The following is a 21870-nucleotide window of genomic DNA, read 5'->3' on the forward strand; positions in this document are numbered from 1 at the left end:
CCAATAGCCAATAGCCAATAGCCAATAGCCAATAGCCAATAGCCAATAGCCAATAGCCAATAGCCAATAGCCAATAGCCAATAGCCAATAGCCAATAGCCAATAGCCAGATATAAAAACAGCAGCTTATTTAAGCTGCTGTTTATTGAACATTATTACAGGAGAGACATTAAGCGTGGGCGTAGATAACACTGCCGCCTTTAATTATGTCGATAATTTCCCTAGAAAGGTTAGTCGGCAATGCGGGACACCCCCAACTACGACCTAAATACCCATGACGGTTAATAAAGGACTTGGTCGCGTAATCTGCTCCGTGGATAACGATGTAGCGCTTCCTCGCTTTGTCATTAACACCGGGTGTCAAACCATCAAGGCGAAGTGAGTAACCATTACCGCCATAGTAGGTGGTATCTGTTAGGAAGGTCCCCAGAGATGTCTGGCGAGAATTGACGGTGTTAGAAAAGCGAGTTGCATTTTTACCACCGCTGTTGACGCCGTGTGAAACAAAGGTGCGATAGAGCAACTTATTCCGTTGCAGGTCGACGACAAAGAACCGCTCTTTTGTGGAGGGTAAGCTGTAATCAATGATAGTTAGGACTGGTTTCTTGCGTCCTTTAGTATTGTAATAAGCCTCGTAGGCCTCTTTAAATACTTGATAATTAATCACTCCATTTAATTTTGCTTTGTTATACACATCTTTAACTAAGATGTCAGCGTGTTGGTTATTAGTATAAGGCTGACTTTTTATAACACTGGCAGTCGCCTGCAATGGCAGAATGATTAATGCCAATACAAATAGTACGGTTAGCTTTTTCATTGTCCCTGTAAAATGTTCAATTTTGTTGTGTGGTTGGTTGAGGCTGACTTTAACACAAAAAAAATGACATTTAATGCTATGTCATTCGAGGTCGGGGAGAGTGGTTAAAGCAAAAAAATCCTGTTTTATTGTTTGTGTCTGCTCAAAAAATAATGGATTACAAGTAATTAAAAGCGATTGTCATTTTTATATGAAATATTGTCTCAAAGGTGAAAAAATCATCCAAATCTGTCATTGTTACAATTGTCAATAATATAATGTGTTGTTTGTAATAACTAAATGGGGTGTCATATTTTGAAAACAAAGAAATGTTAGCGCTTTGACTGTTTGGTTGAAAAATGAGCGCCTTATCGCAGTTTTTTACTCCTTGCCTGCTGGAAGTATTCATTGCAAGAATGAATGTTGTGTCCAAAGCGTCAGTTTTGCATGACTTATATGTTCTTTTTTAAATGATGATCTCACTGTTTTTGCAAATATTTGGAGAAAAAATGCGCAGGAAAAGCCCTGCGCATTATATTTATCGCTTAATGGTTAAATTGCACACACGGTTGACCAGCTGCCGTCACTGCCTGGTGTTGAACTGCTCCACCAATTGGCTTGGTACACCACACCGCTATGGATGATCTTATCACCTTGGTTAGCATGGCTTGGGTTACCCGCCCAATCGGTTTGTGGCCAGTTAGGGTAAGTGTTGATACCCGTTGTGTTACAGGTTCCGTCGCCACCACCAGTATTGCCCCCGCCATTACCGTTACCGATAGTGCCAAGTGGTAAATCAGGCTGCTCAGACTTGAACGCGTAATCCTTGCCATTTACGCTAACGCTATAGTTGGCTGGGCCAGAGATCGGTAGGTAGTACACCATATCAAGCTCATAGGTACCGCCTGCAGGAAGGCTCTTCCAAGCCGGGAGGGTGAAGGCGACTCGGTGCATCACGCCGTCGAGGCCACCGATGTTATCGGCACGGCTATGACCTGATGCAATCACGGCTAAGCCACCGCCAGATTGATCCTTAGCATTATCTGGTGCCGATGTTGGGATATCGAACTGGAATTCAGTTCCTCCAGGGATATCTTGACCGGTGTTATTGGTAAAGGTCACTGTAGGGTTGATCGGGTAGTTTTGATCGCCCACCTTAAAGCCTGATACGTTTACAGCGATATCGAGTGCCTCAGTCGGGATAGCACCAGTGGCAACTTTGTTGCCGTATGGTGTTGCAGACTTGAACTTCTCGTAGATGGCTTTGGTCATGGTATTACCCATGTGGTATTCACCATTGCCCGTTTTACACGCATTCTCTGTTGTATCGATAGATGTGCGGTTGCCGTTAGCATCGAAGACGTAGCAGTTATAGTCCCCAGCAAGCTCCCAGAACATGATCCCGCCGATTTCCTTGTCAATAACATAGTCCGCTTTGACATTGATGGATGCTTTGTCTTCTGTCGATAGGAAGACTTTTTTGTCTGCATTCCATAACCATGGTGCGACGGCAACGCTGTCATAGTGGCGGGTATAGTTCCCCGTTAGCTGATGAGCTGGATTGTTAGCTGGGTCAAGGTTGTAAGCTGTGCTGTAGCTACCGAAAATACCTTGGGCAAGGTTCATAGCATGCCACATTGGATTTGAACCCGCTCCCATTTCATCACCAGCAGCATTCTTGTCATGCCAAAGGTTATCTATGCCCTCGGCACCGTAGCCACAGTTGTTCTTTTCACCTTCCCCGGTACCTGGTGCACACTGAGACTGGTTAGGCAGTGCTGCTCGGCCCCATAGTCCGTTATCGCCACCAGTTACACCTTGCCAGCCTCGGGTATAGTAAGGTACCCCGATGTTGATACGGCCTGCTGGCATAGATCCACGGAAATAGTGGTATGCCCAATCAGTGTTTAGATAGCCAATACCGCCATAAGCGGCAGTGCCATATACGTTCCACTGTGCCAACTCGGAGTCTTTACCCGTGTCAAACAGTGCCGCATTGTGGCCGACGTGATCGTTCCACGCACCATGCAGGTCGTACGACATGATGTTGACATAGTCGAGGTACTTAGTGACATCAAAGTCTTCCATGCCACGCAGCAAGTAACCTGACGAAGGTGCTGCGATCGTTAGCATGTAATGGATACCATCCTGCGATGATGCACTATCCAGTTTCTGGCGAAGTACTTTCATTAGCTCTTGATAAGAAGCCCATAGATAAGCACGACGAGGTTCCATAAAGGCTTTGTCATCAGGGTTACCGGCACCAGCCATAGAGGTTGGGTATTCGTAGTCGATGTCCAGACCATCGAATTGGTACTGACGCATCATTTCAACCGCTGAGGTGGCAAATTTCTCGATACCCGCATGGTTGATAGAACCATCCGCATTAGTGGTCATCGTATAGAAACCACCGTCAGCAACCCGGCTACCGTCAGCGCCGAAATGACCACCGGTTTCAGCCCAGCCACCGATAGAGATCAGAGTCTTGACGTCATGTTTCTTTTTGTAGGTAGCGAGCGCACCAAAGTGCCCTTTGAAGCCTAAAGTGGGGTCAATTTCTACCCCCGGCCACTCCTTACCTGTTGCCGGGTTGGTAGGATCGGCAATATTACCGACATTCACTTTGCCATCGCTGCCAATACTGACAAAGGCGTAGTTGATATGGGTAAGTTGATCCCATGGAATATCATTGACTAGATAAGCCGCTTGCGGATCATCGCCACTGCGCCAGCTGGTGAAGTAGCCGATGACACGACGTGGGTGATCGGCACCCATGATTTCACGGCCTTGATCATCATAAATTGTACAATATGGGACCGTGATCCCTTCAGTTTGATATAAACCGTCAGGTCGACAACTCTGCGTAGTTACCCCTCCGTTAACGGCTAGGGTTGCCGAGCTAGAATCCGACGTTGCGCCAAGGTTGTCAGTGGCACGGGAAAAAATGGTGATATTGCCAGATTGAGATGGCGTGTAGTCCAGCGTGTAAGGGGCGGTGGCAACGGTGCCGACTAAGGCGCCGTTGGCAAAAAAGTCGACCTTCTCAATAGTACCATCGGTGTCATCAGCCGCGGAGCTAAGGGTAATTGAGCCGCCAAGTTCGATAGTGGATGCAGAGAGGGAAAGGTTGACCGTTGGTAGGCTATTAGCGGTTTCTTGCACAGTAACGGCAACTGATGTTTCGGTTGAGCCACCTTTGTTATCAGTCACAATCGCCCTGAGTAGCTGGTTGCCAGTGACGGCAGTCCAGTTAATTTGATATGGAGGCTGGATTGCTGAGACAAGCTTTGATGAACCGACATAGAAGTCAACACTTGCGACTGTCCCGTCTTGGTCAGCCGCGTCAGCCGCAATGGTTACGGTGTCTCCCGTAGTGATTGCTGTGTTAGCGCTAGGAGAGGTTATCGTGACGGTGGGAAGCTGATTCGTTGCACCAGTTGTGCAGTCATCGATAAACGACCACTCTTGGCTTGGACCGGAGTGGGCGGAAGGTGTATTCCCCTTAGTCCACCAGTTTGCTTTATACACTTTATTCGCTTCTTGAACCTGAGCACCGCCACTATAGGCCACGGCGCTATTCCATGTTTCGATGGTTTCACATTCCATTGCTGCATGGGCATTTATTGCTGCCATGCATGAAACGGCGAGGGTACTGAGCTTAAGTGCCCTAGTTATCGCCTGTCCTTGTCTCAGGTGTTCCATTGAGTATTTCCTTTATTATTGAAACGCGTTAGTTGAATTGATTACGGCATCTTGGTCTTATGTTGCGCCGTGAAAAAAGTATAAGGGGAATATCAAGGTTGGCAGGGTAAATTGTTATAAATCACATGTTGTCTCGCAAAAAACTGCTTGATTCATGTAATTTAAATCGTGTTATTTTGCACCGATAACTAAATTTCAGGCGAATTCTGTTTAGTGTTAGGTAAAGGTATCGACCGTTGAGCGTAGCTTGGGGGAAGGTGCCGAGATGACAAATAAAAAAAGAGCCCGAAGGCTCTTTTTGTCGCAAGTATTACACCGTAGGCGTCTTACTCTTGGTTGATTTTTGCCTTGAATCGCGCTTTTGTCGCTTCGTCTGCTTGCTCGTACCAGTAGTTCAGCATGTTTTCAGCGACATTGCGTGTCTGCTGCTGATCGACAGGCGGTTTTGGTGATGTAGATGACGGGGTAGCGGCTGGAAGTGTTACAGGTACTACCGCTGCTGCAGGCGCTGTTGTTACCACGGCAGCGACTTTGCCTGATTGGTTATAAACCGCAATTTCCTTTTCAAAATCGCGGCCAAGCTGTAGACCTGATTTAATCAGTTTATCCTGCTCAAAGCTGACTTTTTCTCCATTAGCCGCAACCAATGAGAACTTCGGCGACTTATTAAACTTACGAGCATCTTGTGCAGTGCGTAGTTTTGGAAGATCAAGCTTTAAGGCTTCATCACTGGCATCAAACTTAAACACGATAACGTCAGATTTATACAGGTAGTCATCGCCATTATTACGGAGCGAGTCAACATAAGTAAAGGCCAACTGGTTGACACCATTTGGTAGCGTTAATGTGTCGTTGCCGTCTTGCTCTACGCCATTAACCAGAACAAGATCAGCTTGGTATGGGAGGTCAAGCTTAACGTCAGCAAATGAGGAGAAGCTGATGCCGCATGCTGCAATAGCCATTAACGCGGTACGAAATTTCATAGCGGTTCCTTGAAAAACAATGTCCGAATTAGATTGTATTTATCGGTATTATCCCAGCAGTTTGTCGCTTGGAGGCTGAATAAGAGCTGAATACTGACTTTGATGCCCTGCTAATACTCAATAAATTAATCGGTAAATATAACATTTTGTTTAGTGTATTGGGTATATTGGTTATAGACAAAATACGTTACTGCTATGGATAGAACAATACAATGGATATGTCGTTATTGCAGGCCTGCTTGCTGATTGGAACCGGGTTCCTGGCAGGGATCATCAATACATTAGCGGGTGGTGGCTCTAACCTAACCTTACCGGCATTAATGGTCATGGGCATGCCAGCAGAAGTGGCCAATGCGACCAACCGAGTAGGGGTTGCGGTGCAAGGCTTAACAGCCCTGTTTGGCTTTCGCCGGCATGGTAAGCTCGATACATCAGATGCTGGTCCTATCTTATTACCAACAATCATCGGTGGCTTGTTGGGGGCGGTGGGAGCAGCTTATGCCCCTTCAACGTGGATCAAGCCACTGTTGCTTGGCACCATGTTAACCATGGCGCTGGTGATTTTACTCCGTCCTTCGATTGTTGCTCCTGCTATGGGCACGGAGCCCAGAAAAGTGAGAAATACCCCAAGCTCATGGTGGGGACTGTGTTTGGCAGGCTTCTATGGTGGCTTTGTTCAAGCTGGGGTTGGCTTTGTCTTGTTGGCAGCGCTGGCTGGTACGCTTCGTTATGACTTAGTGCGAGCAAATGCGTTGAAAATGCTATGCACGCTGGTTTTTACCGCTGTTGCTTTGGTTCTTTTTGTCGTAGAAGACCTGGTTTTGTGGGGGCCGGGTCTGATTTTGGCGGGGGGGACAATGGTGGGATCGCATCTTGCTGTGAAAATGGCTATTTCAGCGAGGCCGGAAACATTGAAGTGGTTTTTGTTCTTGATGACGCTATGTGGTTCGGTTGCGGCGATGTTAACAGACTAAAAAAATAAGAAGCCAGCATTATGCTGGCTTCTTTAATGTTGCTTATATGCGGTAATGCTAAACCACGATTACTTCACGTAGCAGGCGAAACCTTTCAGGTAGAAACCTTCTGGGTATGCACTGTCTAGAGGGTGATCAGCGGCTTGGCCGAAACGCTCGATAAACTGTACTTCACGCTTAGCATCAAGGGCTGCATCAGCGATGATCTTCTGGAACAGGTTGTTGTCCATCAGGCCTGAGCAAGAGTACGTCAACAGGGTACCACCCGGCTTTAGGATCTGCATCGCAAGCATGTTGATGTCTTTGTAGCCACGGCACGCGCCGACTAGCTGGGATTTAGACTCGGCAAACTTTGGTGGATCCATGATCACAACATCGAACTGCTCACCGCGTTCACGGTATTCACGTAGCAATTTGAACACATCAGCATTAAGGAATTCAGCATTCTCAAGCGGGTAGCCGTTAGCTTCGGCGTTCAGGCGTGCTGTATCGAGAGCGGGTTGCGAGACATCTACGTTCACGACATTGCTTGCGCCGCCTTTTAGTGCGTACAGGCCAAATCCACCGGTGTAACAGAAGCAGTTAAGAACGCGCTTGCCGTTGACATATTTAACAGCGGCTTCGCGGCTGTCACGTTGGTCAAGGTAGAAACCTGTTTTGTGACCACCAACGATATCGACATTGATTTTAACGCCGTTTTCTTCAATGGTGACAAACTTAGGTGGTTCCTCACCAGACAACACACCAGTGCGTTGCTTAAGGCCTTCCTTCTTGCGTACTGACACGTCCGAACGCTCGTACACGCTACATTCTGGGTAGCAGATGTTAAGCGCTTCAACCAATGCGTCTTTCTGTGCTTCAGCACCTGCACTCAGCAGCTGACAGACGAGGAAATCCTGATAGCGGTCAATGGTGATACCCGGTAGGCCATCAGATTCAGCGGCGATAAGGCGGTAACCGGTCAATCCGTCACGGGCAGCAAGAATATCACGCAGGCCCTGAGCGGATTTAAGGCGGTTGACGAAGAAATCCACATCGATTTGTTCATTTCGAACAAAGGTCCATACTCGAACACGGATCTGAGATTGCGGAGAAAATGCACCGCGTGCTAACCACTCACCGTTGTGGTCGAAGATATCAACGGTTTCGCCAAGCGATGGTTTACCTTCTACGCGTTGAATACCGCGTGAGAAAACCCAAGGATGGCGGCGGCGAAGTGATTTTTCACGGCCTTTAACCAGATAAATTGAAGCTGTCATGACTTGCCCAGTATGGAGTAAGGAATGGGGGCGTATTATGTTGTTGAAACCACATAAAATCAAATTTATATGGTCTATCAATAGCGGCAGTGCCTATTGAAGAGGCACTGCCCGACGGGAAGGGTTAGGCTTTCAGGCCTCGCATCAGCGACTCTAGCATTTCAGCTTGTTTGTTCAGCTGTTCGATATCATTGGCTGAGGCATTGATCGCTGTGCAAATTTGGTGTGATTGGCTGCGTACTTGCTCAACATTGGTGGCGATGTCGTCAGCGACGGCACCTTGCTGCTCGGCGGCAGCGGCGATTTCGGTGCTGCGATCCGAAATATGCCTGTTACGCTCGGTAATATGTGATATCTCACTGTCTACCGACTCCATCAACGTTTCGCTGTTCTGGGCATTATCAACGGTATTTTTCATTACCGACATTAGCTGCTGGCTATTTTGCTGGAGCGCTTCGATCATCTGCTGGATTTCAACGGTCGCACTTTGGGTTCTACCTGCCAAAGTACGCACTTCATCGGCAACAACGGCAAAGCCCCGGCCTTGTTCTCCGGCACGAGCGGCTTCGATGGCGGCATTTAAAGCCAGTAGATTAGTTTGCTCTGATATGCCATTGATGGTGGTAACCACATCATCGATTTTGGCGGCGTTGGAATCCAGTTCGGCAACAGCATTAGCCGCTTGACTGATTTCTTCACTTAGCTGGCTGATGGCATTGCGTGTTTGGTTGACTTGGACACGACCTTGTTCCGACACATCCTGCGTTTCGCGGGTTTGCTCAGAGGTTTGATGGGCGTGGGTCGCGACTTGGCGGATGGAGGTTGCCATTTCTTCGGTCGCACTGGCTAGGGAGTCAAGGTGCTGCTGTTGTGAAGTAGAGAGTTGTTCACTGCCTTGGCTACGCTGGCGCAAATTACTGCTGATTTGCTGCATTAAAGCTGTAGCTTGTTGGGATGCCTGTACCAGTTGCTGTTCCCGCTCGCTAACCCGATCAATGGTAATTGCGATGGTACTAAATTCATCGCGAACCTTGAAAAAGTTGAGGCGGTTAGTTAAATCACCATCAGCAAGGCTTTGCAGCGCTTTGTTAGTAGTAAACATCGCACCGCCAATAAAGGTCATGATGTAATATATCGCTGCCAGTGTGACGAGCAGGATAATCGCCATGATTGCCCATTGGCCTGAGCTGACATGTGAAAACAGGCCTGCAGAGGTATCTGAAGAGATGCTGTAATTCATACCACTGACAAATACGGTGTTATCACCTTGGCCAACGTGAAGGTTGGTGTTAGATAATAGCTGGTACGCTTCTGATTGGCTAACTTGTTGCTGAGAGAGGAGGGAGGCGGTAGTTTCTAGTTGTTGTGTCGTGATTTCAATACGTTGTTGACTAGCGCTATCAGCTAATATTGTTGTTACGCTTATCAGCGCAATAATTGGCAGCAGGAATAGTAAGTAGAACTTTTCCTGCAAGGTGATATGGATCAAGTAGCGGTCAATCCATCTAAAGGCAACTTCTTTCATATTAATTCCTAAAAACAAAAGCTTAAAGCATTTTTTTGCGAGCAATATTATATTGTTATCGGGTGAAAAGCAGGAAGCTTGAGGTGATATATGTCACAAACTTGTGTAAAGGCGTTAGTTACGGGCATGGTCCAAGGTGTGGGGTTTAGATTTCATACCGCACATGAAGGGCTGAAGTGTGGTTTGACAGGCTATGCCAAAAACTTGCCCGATGGTAGTGTCGAGGTAATGGCTTGTGGAGCAGAGGAGCAAGTAAAGCAACTGCTTGATTGGCTAGAAACAGGGCCAAGGACATCCAGTGTCGACAGTGTGAGCTGGGAGCAACTTGACTGGCGACATTATGATGGCTTTGAGATTATGTAGCCGAGGCACGAACAGGGAAATTACGCTGTGGTGTGTAAGGTAATGAGGTGATAGGCGAGAGGATACCGCTCGCCCATATTCGCTATCACCTGTAAATATTAACTATCACCTGTTAGAGGTTAGATACACTTTACAGGCTTTGGCAGGCCGGCTAGCTTCGTTGCTTGTTTTGCTGGTCCTTTCGGAAACAGTTTGTACAAGTAGCGTGAACTGCCTTTTTCTTCGCCGTATTTTTTAGCCATCGCCTTCACCAGCATTCTAATGGCCGGTGAGGTATTGAATTCCTGATAGAACTCGCGAACAAAACGGACGACTTCCCAATGGGCTTCGCTCAGGGGGATCCCTTCTTCTTCAGCCAAAAGAGGAACCAGAGCCTCGCTCCAGTCGTCGGTGTTTTTCAGATAACCGTGGGCATCGGTTTCTATTTGTTTACCTTCAAATTCAAGCATGTTTGCCTCGCATATAGAACGGCCAAAGCATAGTGATATTCAGGTTTGGCTGCAAGGTTGCAGCGACAAAAAAAGCGCCTTTCGGCGCTTTTTAGTTATCTATGACTGAATCAGAGATTAGTCGTTGCTACCCATGATACCTAGGATTTGCAGTAGGCTCAGGAATAGGTTGTAGATAGAAACATACAAGGTAACAGTTGCTGAGATGTAGTTTGTTTCACCGCCGCGAACAATGTTCTGTGTGGTAAGCAGGATAGCTGCTGACGAGAACAGAACAAACATACCGCTGATGGCCAGTGATAGCATTGGCAACTGTAGGAAGATGTTTGCAACTACCATAACGATAATGGCTACAAAACCTGCCAATAGCATACCGCCAAGGAAAGACAGATCACGCTTCGTGGTCATTGCATATGCTGAACACGCCATGAAGGTCAGAGCCGTACCGCCTAGTGCAGGGACAATCGCGTGACCCATGCCAGCACCAATGTACATATTGAGGATTGGCCCCAATGTGTAGCCCATAAAGCCAGTTAGCGCGAAGGTGAATACGACACCCAAGCTGTTGTTACGGTTTTTCTCTGTCAGGAACATCAGACCGTAGAAGCCAACCAGTGTGATGATTAAACCTGGGTGAGGCATATTCATCGCCATTGCAAAACCTGCAACGACAGCTGACCATACAAGCGTTAGAGACAGAAGAAAATAAGTGTTACGTAGAACCTTGTTCGTAGAAAGTACGCTTTCGTAAGCTGTGCCACGATTGACCATACGATCGTTCATAAATAGTCCCCTCAGGGTTAGATATGTGATTGCTAATATAAATGTATATTGGGGCATTTCATCGCTATTGCAAGCCGTTTGTCAAATTAATGTGGCTGTCCCCAAACAATAATCACTAGTGTAACGATATGACCTGAATGATACTTAACAATTCCTTATCTTTGTGGTCAAAGTTGTAAACGAATGTTACAGCACATACTTGTTGCGCCTCAGTAAGTGTCTGTTTTCCCTTAGACTCAGGCCTTTTTGGTATCAATTTTTATACGGTTCAGTGCAGGATCTGGTTCAAGAACAGCTGTGTTCTGTCTGATTGTGGGTTGTCGAAAAAGGCTTGCGGGGTGTTTTCTTCAATGATCTCACCCATATCCATGAAGATAACCCGGTCGGCTACCTGGCGGGCAAACCCCATTTCGTGGGTGACGCAAATCATTGTCATCCCCTCATTGGCAAGCTCAACCATGACTTCCAGTACTTCCCGAACCATCTCCGGGTCTAGGGCTGATGTCGGCTCATCAAACAGCATTATCTGAGGCGTCATGCATAACGATCGTGCTATGGCAACGCGTTGTTGCTGGCCGCCAGATAGCTGTCCGGGGTATTTGTTCGCTTGCTCTGGTATTTTCACCCGCTCAAGGTATTGCATGGCGATTTTCTCGGCGTCTTTCTGCGGCATTTTCTTTACCCAGATGGGAGCTAAGGTGCAGTTTTCGAGTACAGTGAGGTGCGGGAAGAGGTTAAAATGCTGAAAACACATGCCCACTTCACGACGAACCAATTCGATATTTTTCAAGTCACTGGTGAGTTCGTTGCCAGCAACGATGATTTGCCCCTGTTGGTGCTCTTCAAGGCGATTAATGCAGCGGATCAACGTGGATTTCCCTGAGCCAGAAGGGCCGCATATCACTATCTTTTCACCTTGTTTGACAGAGAGGTTGATGTTTTTTAAAACATGGAATTCGCCATACCATTTGTTGACCTCATCCATGGTGATCATCGTTGTGGAGTTATCTATCGGTGTACTACTTATTGGGGTACTGATGTTTGGATTACTGCTGTCTGTCATACCAAATCCCTCTTGATGACTTACCGTTTATGACCGGTATGAAGTTTGTTTTCCAAATATATGCTGTATCGTGACATACCAAAGCAAAACACCCAGAACACGAGTGCGACAAAGACATAGCTTTCTGTGGCAAAACCCAACCACCGAGGGTCGGTATTGGCTGCCTGACCGATGCCAAGCACATCGAACATACCGATGATGAGCACCAAGCTGGTGTCTTTAAACAGTCCGATGAAGGTATTAACAATAGCGGGAATACTGATCTTCAGTGCTTGAGGCAATACTATCAGGTACATTTTCTTCCAATAGCTCAGCCCGAGTGCATCGGCGGCTTCATATTGCCCGGAAGGAATGGCTTGTAACCCTCCTCGTACCACTTCTGCCATGTAGGCCGCACTGAACAAAACAACCCCAATCAGTGCCCGGAACAGTTTGTTGGTCTCGGTTTCAGCGCTGAGGAATAGCGGAAGCATCACGGAAGCCATAAAAAGAACGGTGATAAGCGGTACGCCGCGCCATACCTCGATATACACGGTGCAAAGACTGCGGATCACCGGCATATTCGAACGTCTACCCAGTGCCAGTGCGATACCAATGGGTAGCGACACGACAATGCCGACAATGGCAATGATTAAAGTGATCAGCAAGCCGCCCCACAGGTGGGTTTCAACGATGGGTAATCCGAAAATCCCGCCGTAGAGTAAACCAGCAATAATGAAAGGGTAGATGTTGACGAAGAACAACCATATCCATGTGCGTCCCGGTGTCTTCTCATAGGCCAGTAGCGTAATGAATATCGCGAGGGTGAAGTAAAAAAGCTGAGGCCGCCACAGCTCTTCTTGCGGATAAAAGCCAAACATGAATTGTTCGAACCGAACTGAAATAAAAACCCAGCAGGCCCCATTTCGTTGGCAGTCGTCTCGGGTAGTACCTACCCAGTCAGCATTGAGAAAGGCCCAGTCAGCGATATTCCAAAGGGCTATGATAGCGAAGTAGGTTAGAACAAGCGTTAGGCATGTGTTAATGGTATTGGAAAACAGGTTTTTGTGTAACCAGCCGATGATACCAACAGTGTTGGCCGGAGGAGGTAAGTCTGGGCGAAATTGGTGTTGATGCATTCCCTCGTCCTCCTAGCGCTCGACCAGCGCAACTTTGCGGTTATAGATATTCATTATCAATGAAGTCAGTAGGCTCAGCGCAAGGTAAACGGCCATGGTCATTGCAATGATTTCGATGGCCTGCCCGGTTTGATTGAGTGTGGTGCCAGCAAAAACTGATACCAGATCCGGATAACCGATAGCCATTGCCAAGGATGAGTTCTTGGTCAAGTTGAGGTATTGGCTTGTCAGTGGTGGAATAATAATCCGCAAAGCTTGTGGGATGACCACCAAGCGCAGGGTTTTACCTTGGGGTAGGCCTAGCGATAAGGCAGCTTCTGTCTGTCCGTGGCTAACAGCATTGATACCTGCACGAACTATTTCAGCGATAAATGATGCCGTGTAGACACTCAAGGCAAGTAGTAAAGCTGCCAGCTCGGGAATGATGCTGATCCCCCCTATGAAGTTAAAGCCTTTTAGTTCAGGGGACTCCATGTGAACAGGCTGCCCACTGGCGAAATAACTGATTAATGGGAGAAGGATCAGTAGGCCTAACGATACCCAAAGAATTGGGGATTGTTTTCCTGTCGCTTTTTGTTTTTGCTTTGCATAAATCGTGTAGCCAATACTCAGGACTATCGCCGCGAGAAGTGCAATGCCTATCCAGTAGGCATCTTGCTCGAAAACAGGTTTGGAAAAATACAAACCTCGAACATTGAGGTAGACACTTTCGCCGAGGCTGATGCTGTTACGGGGAGAGGGGAGCGCTTGTAATACAGCGAAATACCAAAAGAAGATTTGTAGCAACAGGGGAATATTACGGAACGTCTCGATATAAACTGCCGCAAAACGGCTAACCAACCAATTAGAAGAAAGTCTAGCGATACCGATAAGGAACCCAATAATCGTGGCAAGTAAAATACCCAGTACAGAGACCAGAGCAGTATTGAGCAAACCGACAAAGAAGGTACGTCCATAACTATAGGTTTCATCGTAATCAATTAGACTCAACCCGATACCGAAACCCGCTTGTTCCGTGAGGAAGCCAAACCCAGTTGCAATTCCACGCTGCTCCAAATTGACCAATGCATTGTTGATAATTGAATAGATAAAAAAGGACAGCGCTGCAGCGGCAAGTGCTTGAAAAAGTATTGCACGAAAAGTGGGGTTATATATCAGGTTAGTTTTCTTCGCTGCCAAAACGTCACATCCTGTGTCGGTGATTTTTGAAAGGTGGAGAGAGGTTTCCTCCACCTTTGGCCGCTAATATTTTTTATTTGCAAACTGGGCGGTTAGCGAATTGGTGGAGCATACTGCATACCACCGTCAGTCCATAGCGCGTTAAGCCCGCGTTTAATTTCAAGTGGGGAGCTCATGCCGACAGTACGTTCAAAACTTTCGCCGTAGTTACCGACTTGCTTGATAATTTGGTATGCCCAATCATCATTAAGCCCAAGTCCTTTACCTTTAGGACCATCGAGGCCCATAAGGCGGCGGATATTAGGATCATTTGATTTATTCATATCATCGATGTTGTGGGAGGACACACCTAACTCTTCAGCATGGATCATGGCATTGAGTGTCCACTTCACAATATTAAACCATTGATCATCCCCCTGGCGGACCGCCGGGCCTAAAGGTTCCTTAGAGATAATCTCTGGCAACACGACTGCCGATGATGGATCTTGTAGATTCAAGCGCAGGGCATAAAGTCCCGATTGGTCTGTGGTTAGAACATCACAGCGGCCAGCTTCAAAGCCTTTGACTGTTTGAGCGGCTGTATCGAACACAACAGGGGTGTATTTCATTTCACGATAGCGGAAGTAATCGGCCAGGTTAAGTTCGGTGGTGGTGCCAGACTGAACACAGACCGCGGCGCCATCGAGATCTCTAGCACTCTCCACTCCGAGTTCTTTCTTGATCATGAAGCCTTGGCCGTCGTAATAGTTAACACCAGCAAAATTGATACCCAAGGCGGAATCACGATGCAGGGTCCAAGTTGTATTACGGGATAACAGGTCAATCTCACCAGACTGAAGGGCTGTGAAGCGCTCCTTGGCGGTCAGTGGAATATATTTCACCTTGGCTTTATCACCGAGTGTTGCGGCGGCAACGGCTTGGCAAAACTCGACATCGATACCCTCCCATTCGCCTTTCTCATTCGGGTTTGAGAAGCCTGGTAAACCCGTCGTCACACCACACTGGATGTAACCCTGCTTTTGAATTTGAGCTAGCGTGTCAGAACTTGCTGAAGTTGCTGGCGCACTACCATCAGACTTGCCCGCAAGTTGCTTTTCAAGTTCAGCAATTTTCGCTTTGAGTTCTTCTGCTCCTGACTCAACGGCAGCAACAGTACCACCTGAAGCTTGGGCCAGCTGCTGCTCAAGTGTTTCGACTTTGTCTTGTAGCGATTGGATCATTTCTTTGTCTTGGCTGCTACCACCGCTATCACAGCCACTAAGAATGAGAGCAAGAGTAGATACTGCCAAGGTAGAGGTAAAGGTTCGCTTCATAATTACGTCCTGTTATTCCTTATCAAGAGACATTGACGTTTCTTATCGTCGTTATCAGCAGTTTTATCTAAAAGGGTACCACCGTGCTTTATCCATCTAATAGGCACTTTCTTTCAGTTGTAAAAAATAACTGCCTGTTTTTGTGTCACTATTTAGTATAGAAACACTTTGAAATAGTTCTAGTAAATAAGTTGTTAACGATTAGGTTGGGAGAAAAAGCTCGTAAGGATGTTAGTCGTGGATAAGATAAGAAAGCCCCGCACAGGGCGGGGCTTGAGGTTGTTGAAGCTATGTTATTTAGTCAGGACTAACTAGCGGTATACATTAAGGTTGATAGTCGCTACGTTAGATTCATAACCGCTGCTGTCTTTGACAGAGTAGGTAATGCTCATATCGTAGTCCTTCAGTGGTGTCACAGTAATGCTACCGTCAGTATGGATGTAGTAGCGGCAATCTCGGCTGCTAGGTGCATTGTGAATCACAATACTTCTAGGATCGATGTCGTAACTACCCACTACATCATTATCTAGCGGCTTGATGGTTGTTGAACGGCCGTATCTGGCTGAGTAAGAATCATCCTTCGCCTCTAGGTAGCTAGGAGAAGGTGTAGAGCCTGAACCGTTATCATCGTATGATGAATTAACACCATCTAGGAAAGGTTTCAGTGGTGCTAGACCTTTCGCTGCACGACCGTAAGCGCCGACCATTGGGATTTCAATCCACTCTTCGCGAGATGAACCGTTAACGTTGGTTTCGGCATAGTTCTCATCACCTTCAACACCATTCGGAACGAAGATTTGTGGGTGATCAAACGGTGCTTTCTCTTGGCGTACACGTTCATCCGTTAGCGCTTTCATGAAGGCTACCAGTGCTTTCTTCTCGTAATCCGTCAATTCTAGGCTGCGAATATCTGGGTCAAGGTTAGAAGAAATATCACCAAAGCCTGATGAGTCACCAGTACCTTCGCTGGTACGGTTACCACCACGGTTGTAGAACTCAACCACTTGCTCAAGCGTTGCCATACTACCATCGTGCATGTAAGGACCGGTTAGCTCAACGTTACGAAGCGTTGGGGTCTTGAATGCACCATCGACAGCACTCTTCTCTTTTCCTTTGATCAGTCGGTTTCTCAAGCGATTCGTTTGCTTAGTTGAATTACAAGGGTCTTGTTCAAACACTAGCGCTTCAAAGGCCTTACATGGGTCAACCTCGAAGTCATCATGCACGTCTTCACCTAACAGTTTTTGAAAATACTGCTTGGTATGTGACAGTGGATTACCCCATGGGTCTTCACCACCTAAGCCAAGGTCTTCTTTGGTTGGTGTTACACCGATGTTGTAGAAGCCGTTATCGTAGAGCGAAATGGTTTCATCACCCATGTGCATCCGCTCGACTAGCCCTTCTTCTTGCTCTTCGGCAATCAGGTGTGTCATGGCTTTCGAGAACTCCGGACCACTGTGACAGTTAACACATTTACCTTTGTCGACAAACACTTCCATGCCGTACTGTTCAAGCTCATTGAGTGCATAGCTGTCGCCATCCATGAAACGGTCAAAGCGTGAATCATCAGAGATTAAGGTTTTCTCGTATAGCTGGATAGCCAAGCCCCAGAATAGGCTGAAATTCTCTTCCATCTGGTTGTAACCATCAAAGTCTTTATTAGAGCCCCAGTACTCAATGTTGAAGGCATCTTTGATCATGTCTTCATATCGATTACGAAGCCCATCGTTTGGATAACTTGAGTGAGGCCCCAATACACTGTCTGAACGGTCAACTTGCTGTAAGCCAAGAGGTTTCAAGCCAAGTAGCTTTTTACCCATGTCTTTGAAGGCTTTATCAGCACACGTCATCTCGAACGCACTGCCTGGAGGCCCAACAGCTTGTGAAGCGGCACTGGAGTTGATGAGGTTCACCTCTTTCAGGCTGACATATTCGGTGTAAGGGTCGAAATGCAGTACTCGCGCATCGACGTTACGGCGTCCGAATGGGTCAACGCCATTGAAGGTGTTATTAGCACGGCCGTCCAAGAAGTTTCGGAAGTTGAAAATAGCATTGATGACGGTCGGTGTATTACGTGGCTCGACCCTGCGAGTGCTCACCCCTCCGACATGGAAGATATCTGTGACTAATTCACAGCCTTCACGTCGGTCGGAGTACCTTGGGTCACCATAAGTACCGCCATAAAGCTCATCGAATACCGCGCCAAATACACCTTGTGAAGAGGCGACATCGTCGGTATCGAATAAGACTTCTGAATCGCGATCATCCGGATCTGCATAAACACGGAATGGGAAGTCATTAGCTACTAGGTTGTAGTTTGGTCCTCCAGCCCCAGTCCGTGTCGGATCGAAAATCTCACGTTTAGCCGGGTCGGTATGGTTTAGCCCCGGGCTGATTTGGTTTTTAGTTCTGTTATCGGCACCTGCAGCGAAGTGGCAACTACCACAGGCTTGCCCTTGGCTACCAGCCTGCATGTCCCAAAACAATGCTTTACCAAGTAATACTGCTGCTTTTTCGTCTTTTACGTATTCATCGAGCCCTGGTACAGGCGCCGGATTAATGCCTTTAAGGGAGCCGATTCCAGAAAAATCTGGAGCTTCGACCTCTTCTTCGGCATGAACACTGGCGATACCGGTAGCCAACCCTAACATTGAAGCTGCTACTAAGGCTGTTAGTCGATGACGTTTATATAACGTTTTGTTTTTCATCACTCACCCCTAACGTCCATTGCGATATGTTGCTTTTATGTACGAGAAGTTCTCGTGCAATAAAGATGGGCGAAATTTGAGGTCTTAATTATCACTTTTGTGAAACTCATAAAGGACAAAAAAAACGCTCTAATACTTTTGAGCAAGTGGGGGGTCGTAAATTGGAATACAGTATAAAAATGATACAGTTCTTAAAAATAAACGAAAGAAATAGCAAAGAAGTGCAAAGGATATATGAATGAATTTATGGGGGGTAAAGATATAAAGTGCAATTATAACAATAATCTAATTCAAACTTGCCTTAGAAGTGGCACACAGGTGTTGAATTTGCACAATTAATATTTGATACAAAAGAGAAGAAATTATCTTGAAAGATTGAATAGGAAATCTTGAGTGAGAAAGAAAAACAAAAAGCACAGCGAAGCTGTGCTTTTTTTATGCTTGTGTACCGAAAAGATTAGGCGTTTGCTAATTTCTTCTCTAGTGCTTCAGCATCAACAGGCTTAGTGATGACAGAAAGCAGCACGTTAAATGCCAGCATTACAGCACAGATTGAGTATGCAAGGGTGTAGTTGCCAGAAGCGCCCATGGCGATAGCCGTGATTGCTGAACCGATGAAACCGCTCACGCCCCATGCAGTGTATAGCACACCGAAGTTCGCGCCATAGTTCTTCAGGCCGTAGAACTCAGCCGTTAGCGTTGGGAATACCGCCAGTAGCGTACCGTAACCAACACCCGCAAGGGCAGCACCAATCATTAGTGTGAAGCTAGAGTCAAAGCTAGCAAACAGTGCCATGTTGATACCCTGCATAATGAAGGCGATAGTCAGTGTACGCAGACCACCAATTTTGTCAGCCAGTATACCAGCAACAACACGGCCACCTGAGTTGAAGATAGACAGAACAACAACCAGGAAAGCGGCTTCAGTAATGTTTGCCTGCTGTGAAGCAATCAGAGTGATATTACCGATAACCATTAGCCCTGCAGATGACGCAAGAGCGAACATTACCCACAGTGAGTAGAACTGAGGCGTTTTCAGCATTGCACGCCACTGGATGTCTACCGGCTTACCTGCTTTCGCTTTGTAGTTAGCAGGTACTTGTGGTTTGTAGCCTTCAGGTGGGTTGGTGATAGTGCTTGCCAGTGGAACGGTAATAAGCAGGATCGCTACGCCTAGGATCAAGAAGCTGGTGCTAATGCCGAAAGAGTCAATTAGCAGAGATGTTAGCGGTGCAAGGTATACTGCAGCCAAACCAAAACCTGCAGCGATTAAACCGTTCACCAAACCTTTCTTAGAAGGGTGGAACCACTTCATTGCAGAAGGCGCAAGACATGCGTAGCCAAAGCCGATACCTGCACCAGTCATTAGACCGAAAGTGATAAGCAGCAGCATTGGGCTAGTTGCGAAGCTTGAGATGATCATGCCTGAACCAACTAGCGTAGTACCCAAGATAAGGATCTTACGCGGGCCCATGCGGTCTTGAAGTACGCCAGCGACTAAAAGAGATAGAGCAAATGTGATGACAGCAACTGAGTATGGCATAGAAGCATCAGCATCTGACCAGCCCATATCTAGAACTAGCGCCTGCTTGAATACACTCCAAGCATACAGGATGCCCATACATAGGTTGATACAGAAGCCTGCCAGCAGGATCTGTTTTGCTTTATCGAATTTAGTCATTGTTTTCTCTGTCACTACAAGGGAAACAGTATGGGTCACATACTGTGCTCAAAAAATTTTTGTCTTTATTAACAAAAGTTGATTGTCACTAAAGGTGCGCGGATTCTATCAACATTTTTTGAATAGGAAACCACTAGAAATATCTGGTTACAAATGTTTCTGTGGTGATTTTGTCTATTCACATGCTGTTAATAATGATTTTGTCATTTATTCAATGGCTTATGTGTATTTTTGGCAGGCGTTTCATATTGGTAGGAAAGTGTGAATATATGTCCAGTTCACAGATTGTAAATCAGTGAACTGGACATAATAAGCAATACGCACATGGTAGGATCAGTGTGAAAGAATACTGTAGATTTTATCTTTCAATTGGACGCGTTCTAATTTCAATTGTGAGAAGTGATGATCGTCGGTGGGAATGTTGCTACCTTCGAGGCCTCTAATTTTATGATCCAGCTGGTGGTAACGGTCAGCCATTTGCTTGAAGTATTGGTCGGATTGTTTTAGCTCCTTAATTCTATCTTGATGCTCAGGGTATTCGATAAACAGTGCATGATTTTCACCTAACATATTGATACTCCCACGCTCTTTACGGTCCTACCGAATTTGACGATAGGCACAGATTCAATATTCTCACCACAGAAGCAGCAGTAAGAAGAGAGGCCAATAAATTAATAATAGCTTGGAGATGCCGAACGGCAAAGCCGGGCCTTGTTAGGCCCGGCAGAAGGGAAGTTTACTGGATGAAGCTAATGTAGGTCTGCAGTACGATCAGGTTAGCAATGTCGATAAAGAAAGCGCCGACGATTGGCACGACCATGAATGCTTGTGGTGATGGACCATTTCGAGAGACAAGCGCACCCATGTTCATCACTGCAGTCGGTGTTGCACCCATGCCGAAACCACAATGGCCGCCTGCAATAACCGCCGCATCATAGGTTTTACCCATCAGTCGGAAAGTGACAAAATAGGCAAAAGCAGCCAGCGTGATTGTCTGTACCGATAGGATCACAATCATAGGCAAGGCAAGGCCAAGCAGCTCCCACAGTTGTAGACTCATTAGCGCCATGGCCAAGAACAGGGACAGCGAAATGGTACCGAGTGCATCGACGGTTTCATTATTGATCTTGTAGACTTTGGTTGTCTCACAGACGTTAGTAATGAAAACACCGATAAAGAGGGCGTACACAAAGTCAGGAATACGCAGCCAGGTGATACCAAAGCTGTCGACGAGATCCTTGACGTGTGCAGCACCGGCAACACAAATCAGCAAGATAAAGAGTACTTCAATGGTGTTCTTGCCGGTAATGCGATCTTCTTCGTTATCACTGTATGTGACTAAGTCTGGGTGTTCGATATGGTGTTTTTCACCGGTACCAAATTCAGACTTTAGTGAGAACTTGTTAATTAGGCGCTGTGCGACGGGTCCACCGATGATGCCACCCATGACCAAACCAAACGTTGCTGCAGCCATAGAGAGCTCTAGGGTATGCAGGCCATAGATATCGGCAAAGGTCTGTGACCAAGCAGCACCTGTGCCGTGCCCACCTGACAGGGTAATAGAGCCTACCATCAGCCCAAGCAGAGGATCGAGACCTAGCATGGTGCTTAGGCTTACACCAACCGCGTTCTGGATAATGATGTACAGTGTTGCGATCGCAAGAAATAAGAAAACCCGCGAGCCACCTTTGGCCAACAGCTTAAAGCTTGCCGCCAAACCAACCGTAGCAAAGAACATCTGCATTAACGTGTCTTTGAGGCTTAGCTTGAAGGTAATGTCGATACCTTGAGTATGTAAAACTGCAATTAGTATGGCAACAATCAAACCGCCAACAATCGGCTCTGGAATATTGTACTTCCGGAATACCTTTACTTTGCTATTAATGAAGTAGCCAAGAAAAAGCACAATAATCGCAATGAGAAACGACTCAAGTTCGCTTACTTGTATAACTGAATTCATGATTATGTCTTTTCA

17 protein-coding genes are annotated in these 21870 nt (G+C 46.6%); 2 read left to right on the forward strand and 15 right to left on the reverse strand.

Features of this window, described 5'->3' with window-relative positions; all coding sequences use genetic code 11:
• Positions 1–168: 168 nt before the first annotated feature.
• The 3 genes from L4D79_RS20020 to L4D79_RS20030 form a co-directional block, all read right to left on the reverse strand.
• Positions 169–816 carry a murein L,D-transpeptidase catalytic domain family protein gene (locus L4D79_RS20020; protein WP_428653629.1) on the reverse strand — a complete coding sequence of 216 codons (648 nt, stop codon included), beginning with the start codon at positions 814–816 and terminating at the stop codon, positions 169–171.
• Between the two features lie 531 nt (positions 817–1347).
• A complete protein-coding gene (locus L4D79_RS20025; RefSeq protein ID WP_428653631.1) occupies positions 1348–4497 on the reverse strand; it encodes a chitinase C-terminal domain-containing protein in 3150 nt (1049 codons plus the stop codon).
• A gap of 326 nt (positions 4498–4823) precedes the next feature.
• Positions 4824–5480 (reverse strand): YccT family protein, encoded by a 657-nt coding sequence (locus L4D79_RS20030; RefSeq protein WP_428653633.1) that lies wholly within the window; start codon positions 5478–5480, stop codon positions 4824–4826.
• 212 nt (positions 5481–5692) lie between these two features.
• On the opposite strand from L4D79_RS20030, the gene L4D79_RS20035 reads away from it, so the two are divergent.
• Positions 5693–6454, forward strand: coding sequence for a sulfite exporter TauE/SafE family protein (locus tag L4D79_RS20035; protein WP_428653635.1), 762 nt, complete (start codon positions 5693–5695; stop codon positions 6452–6454).
• Positions 6455–6522: 68 nt separating this feature from the next.
• Here L4D79_RS20035 and L4D79_RS20040 read toward each other — a convergent pair whose 3' ends face one another.
• Together L4D79_RS20040 and L4D79_RS20045 are read right to left on the reverse strand one after the other, a co-directional pair.
• Positions 6523–7713 (reverse strand): class I SAM-dependent methyltransferase, encoded by a 1191-nt coding sequence (locus L4D79_RS20040; protein WP_428653637.1) that lies wholly within the window; start codon positions 7711–7713, stop codon positions 6523–6525.
• 124 nt (positions 7714–7837) lie between these two features.
• The gene (locus L4D79_RS20045; RefSeq protein WP_428653639.1) at positions 7838–9238 is read right to left on the reverse strand and encodes a methyl-accepting chemotaxis protein; all 1401 of its coding nucleotides are present in this window, start codon (positions 9236–9238) and stop codon (positions 7838–7840) included.
• A 90-nt stretch (positions 9239–9328) separates the two neighbouring features.
• On the opposite strand from L4D79_RS20045, the gene yccX reads away from it, so the two are divergent.
• A complete protein-coding gene (gene yccX / locus L4D79_RS20050) occupies positions 9329–9601 on the forward strand; it encodes an acylphosphatase (protein WP_428653641.1) in 273 nt (90 codons plus the stop codon).
• Positions 9602–9720: 119 nt separating this feature from the next.
• On the opposite strand, the gene tusE is transcribed toward yccX, so the two are convergent.
• The 10 genes from tusE to gltS all read right to left on the reverse strand — a co-directional run bounded on the left by tusE (position 9721) and on the right by gltS (position 21855).
• Positions 9721–10050, reverse strand: coding sequence for a sulfurtransferase TusE (gene tusE, locus L4D79_RS20055; RefSeq protein WP_428653643.1), 330 nt, complete (start codon positions 10048–10050; stop codon positions 9721–9723).
• 117 nt (positions 10051–10167) lie between these two features.
• Positions 10168–10833: a Bax inhibitor-1/YccA family protein gene (locus L4D79_RS20060; RefSeq protein ID WP_428653645.1), complete on the reverse strand. Its 666-nt coding sequence runs from the start codon at positions 10831–10833 to the stop codon at positions 10168–10170.
• Positions 10834–11101: 268 nt separating this feature from the next.
• Positions 11102–11827 carry an amino acid ABC transporter ATP-binding protein gene (locus L4D79_RS20065; protein WP_428654095.1) on the reverse strand — a complete coding sequence of 242 codons (726 nt, stop codon included), beginning with the start codon at positions 11825–11827 and terminating at the stop codon, positions 11102–11104.
• A gap of 89 nt (positions 11828–11916) precedes the next feature.
• Positions 11917–13014 (reverse strand): amino acid ABC transporter permease, encoded by a 1098-nt coding sequence (locus L4D79_RS20070; RefSeq protein ID WP_428653647.1) that lies wholly within the window; start codon positions 13012–13014, stop codon positions 11917–11919.
• Positions 13015–13026: 12 nt separating this feature from the next.
• Positions 13027–14193, reverse strand: coding sequence for an amino acid ABC transporter permease (locus L4D79_RS20075; protein WP_428653649.1), 1167 nt, complete (start codon positions 14191–14193; stop codon positions 13027–13029).
• Positions 14194–14285: 92 nt separating this feature from the next.
• The gene (locus tag L4D79_RS20080; RefSeq protein WP_428653651.1) at positions 14286–15506 is read right to left on the reverse strand and encodes an amino acid ABC transporter substrate-binding protein; all 1221 of its coding nucleotides are present in this window, start codon (positions 15504–15506) and stop codon (positions 14286–14288) included.
• A gap of 311 nt (positions 15507–15817) precedes the next feature.
• Positions 15818–18214, reverse strand: coding sequence for a cytochrome-c peroxidase (locus tag L4D79_RS20085; RefSeq protein ID WP_428653654.1), 2397 nt, complete (start codon positions 18212–18214; stop codon positions 15818–15820).
• Between the two features lie 457 nt (positions 18215–18671).
• A complete protein-coding gene (locus L4D79_RS20090; protein WP_428653656.1) occupies positions 18672–19895 on the reverse strand; it encodes an L-lactate MFS transporter in 1224 nt (407 codons plus the stop codon).
• A 333-nt stretch (positions 19896–20228) separates the two neighbouring features.
• A complete protein-coding gene (locus L4D79_RS20095; protein WP_428653658.1) occupies positions 20229–20465 on the reverse strand; it encodes an HP1242/YdcH family protein in 237 nt (78 codons plus the stop codon).
• Positions 20466–20631: 166 nt separating this feature from the next.
• A complete protein-coding gene (gene gltS, locus L4D79_RS20100) occupies positions 20632–21855 on the reverse strand; it encodes a sodium/glutamate symporter (protein WP_428653660.1) in 1224 nt (407 codons plus the stop codon).
• Positions 21856–21870: the final 15 nt, after the last annotated feature.

The organism is Photobacterium satsumensis (genome assembly GCF_050336935.1).
Classification (GTDB): Bacteria; Pseudomonadota; Gammaproteobacteria; order Enterobacterales; family Vibrionaceae; genus Photobacterium; species Photobacterium satsumensis.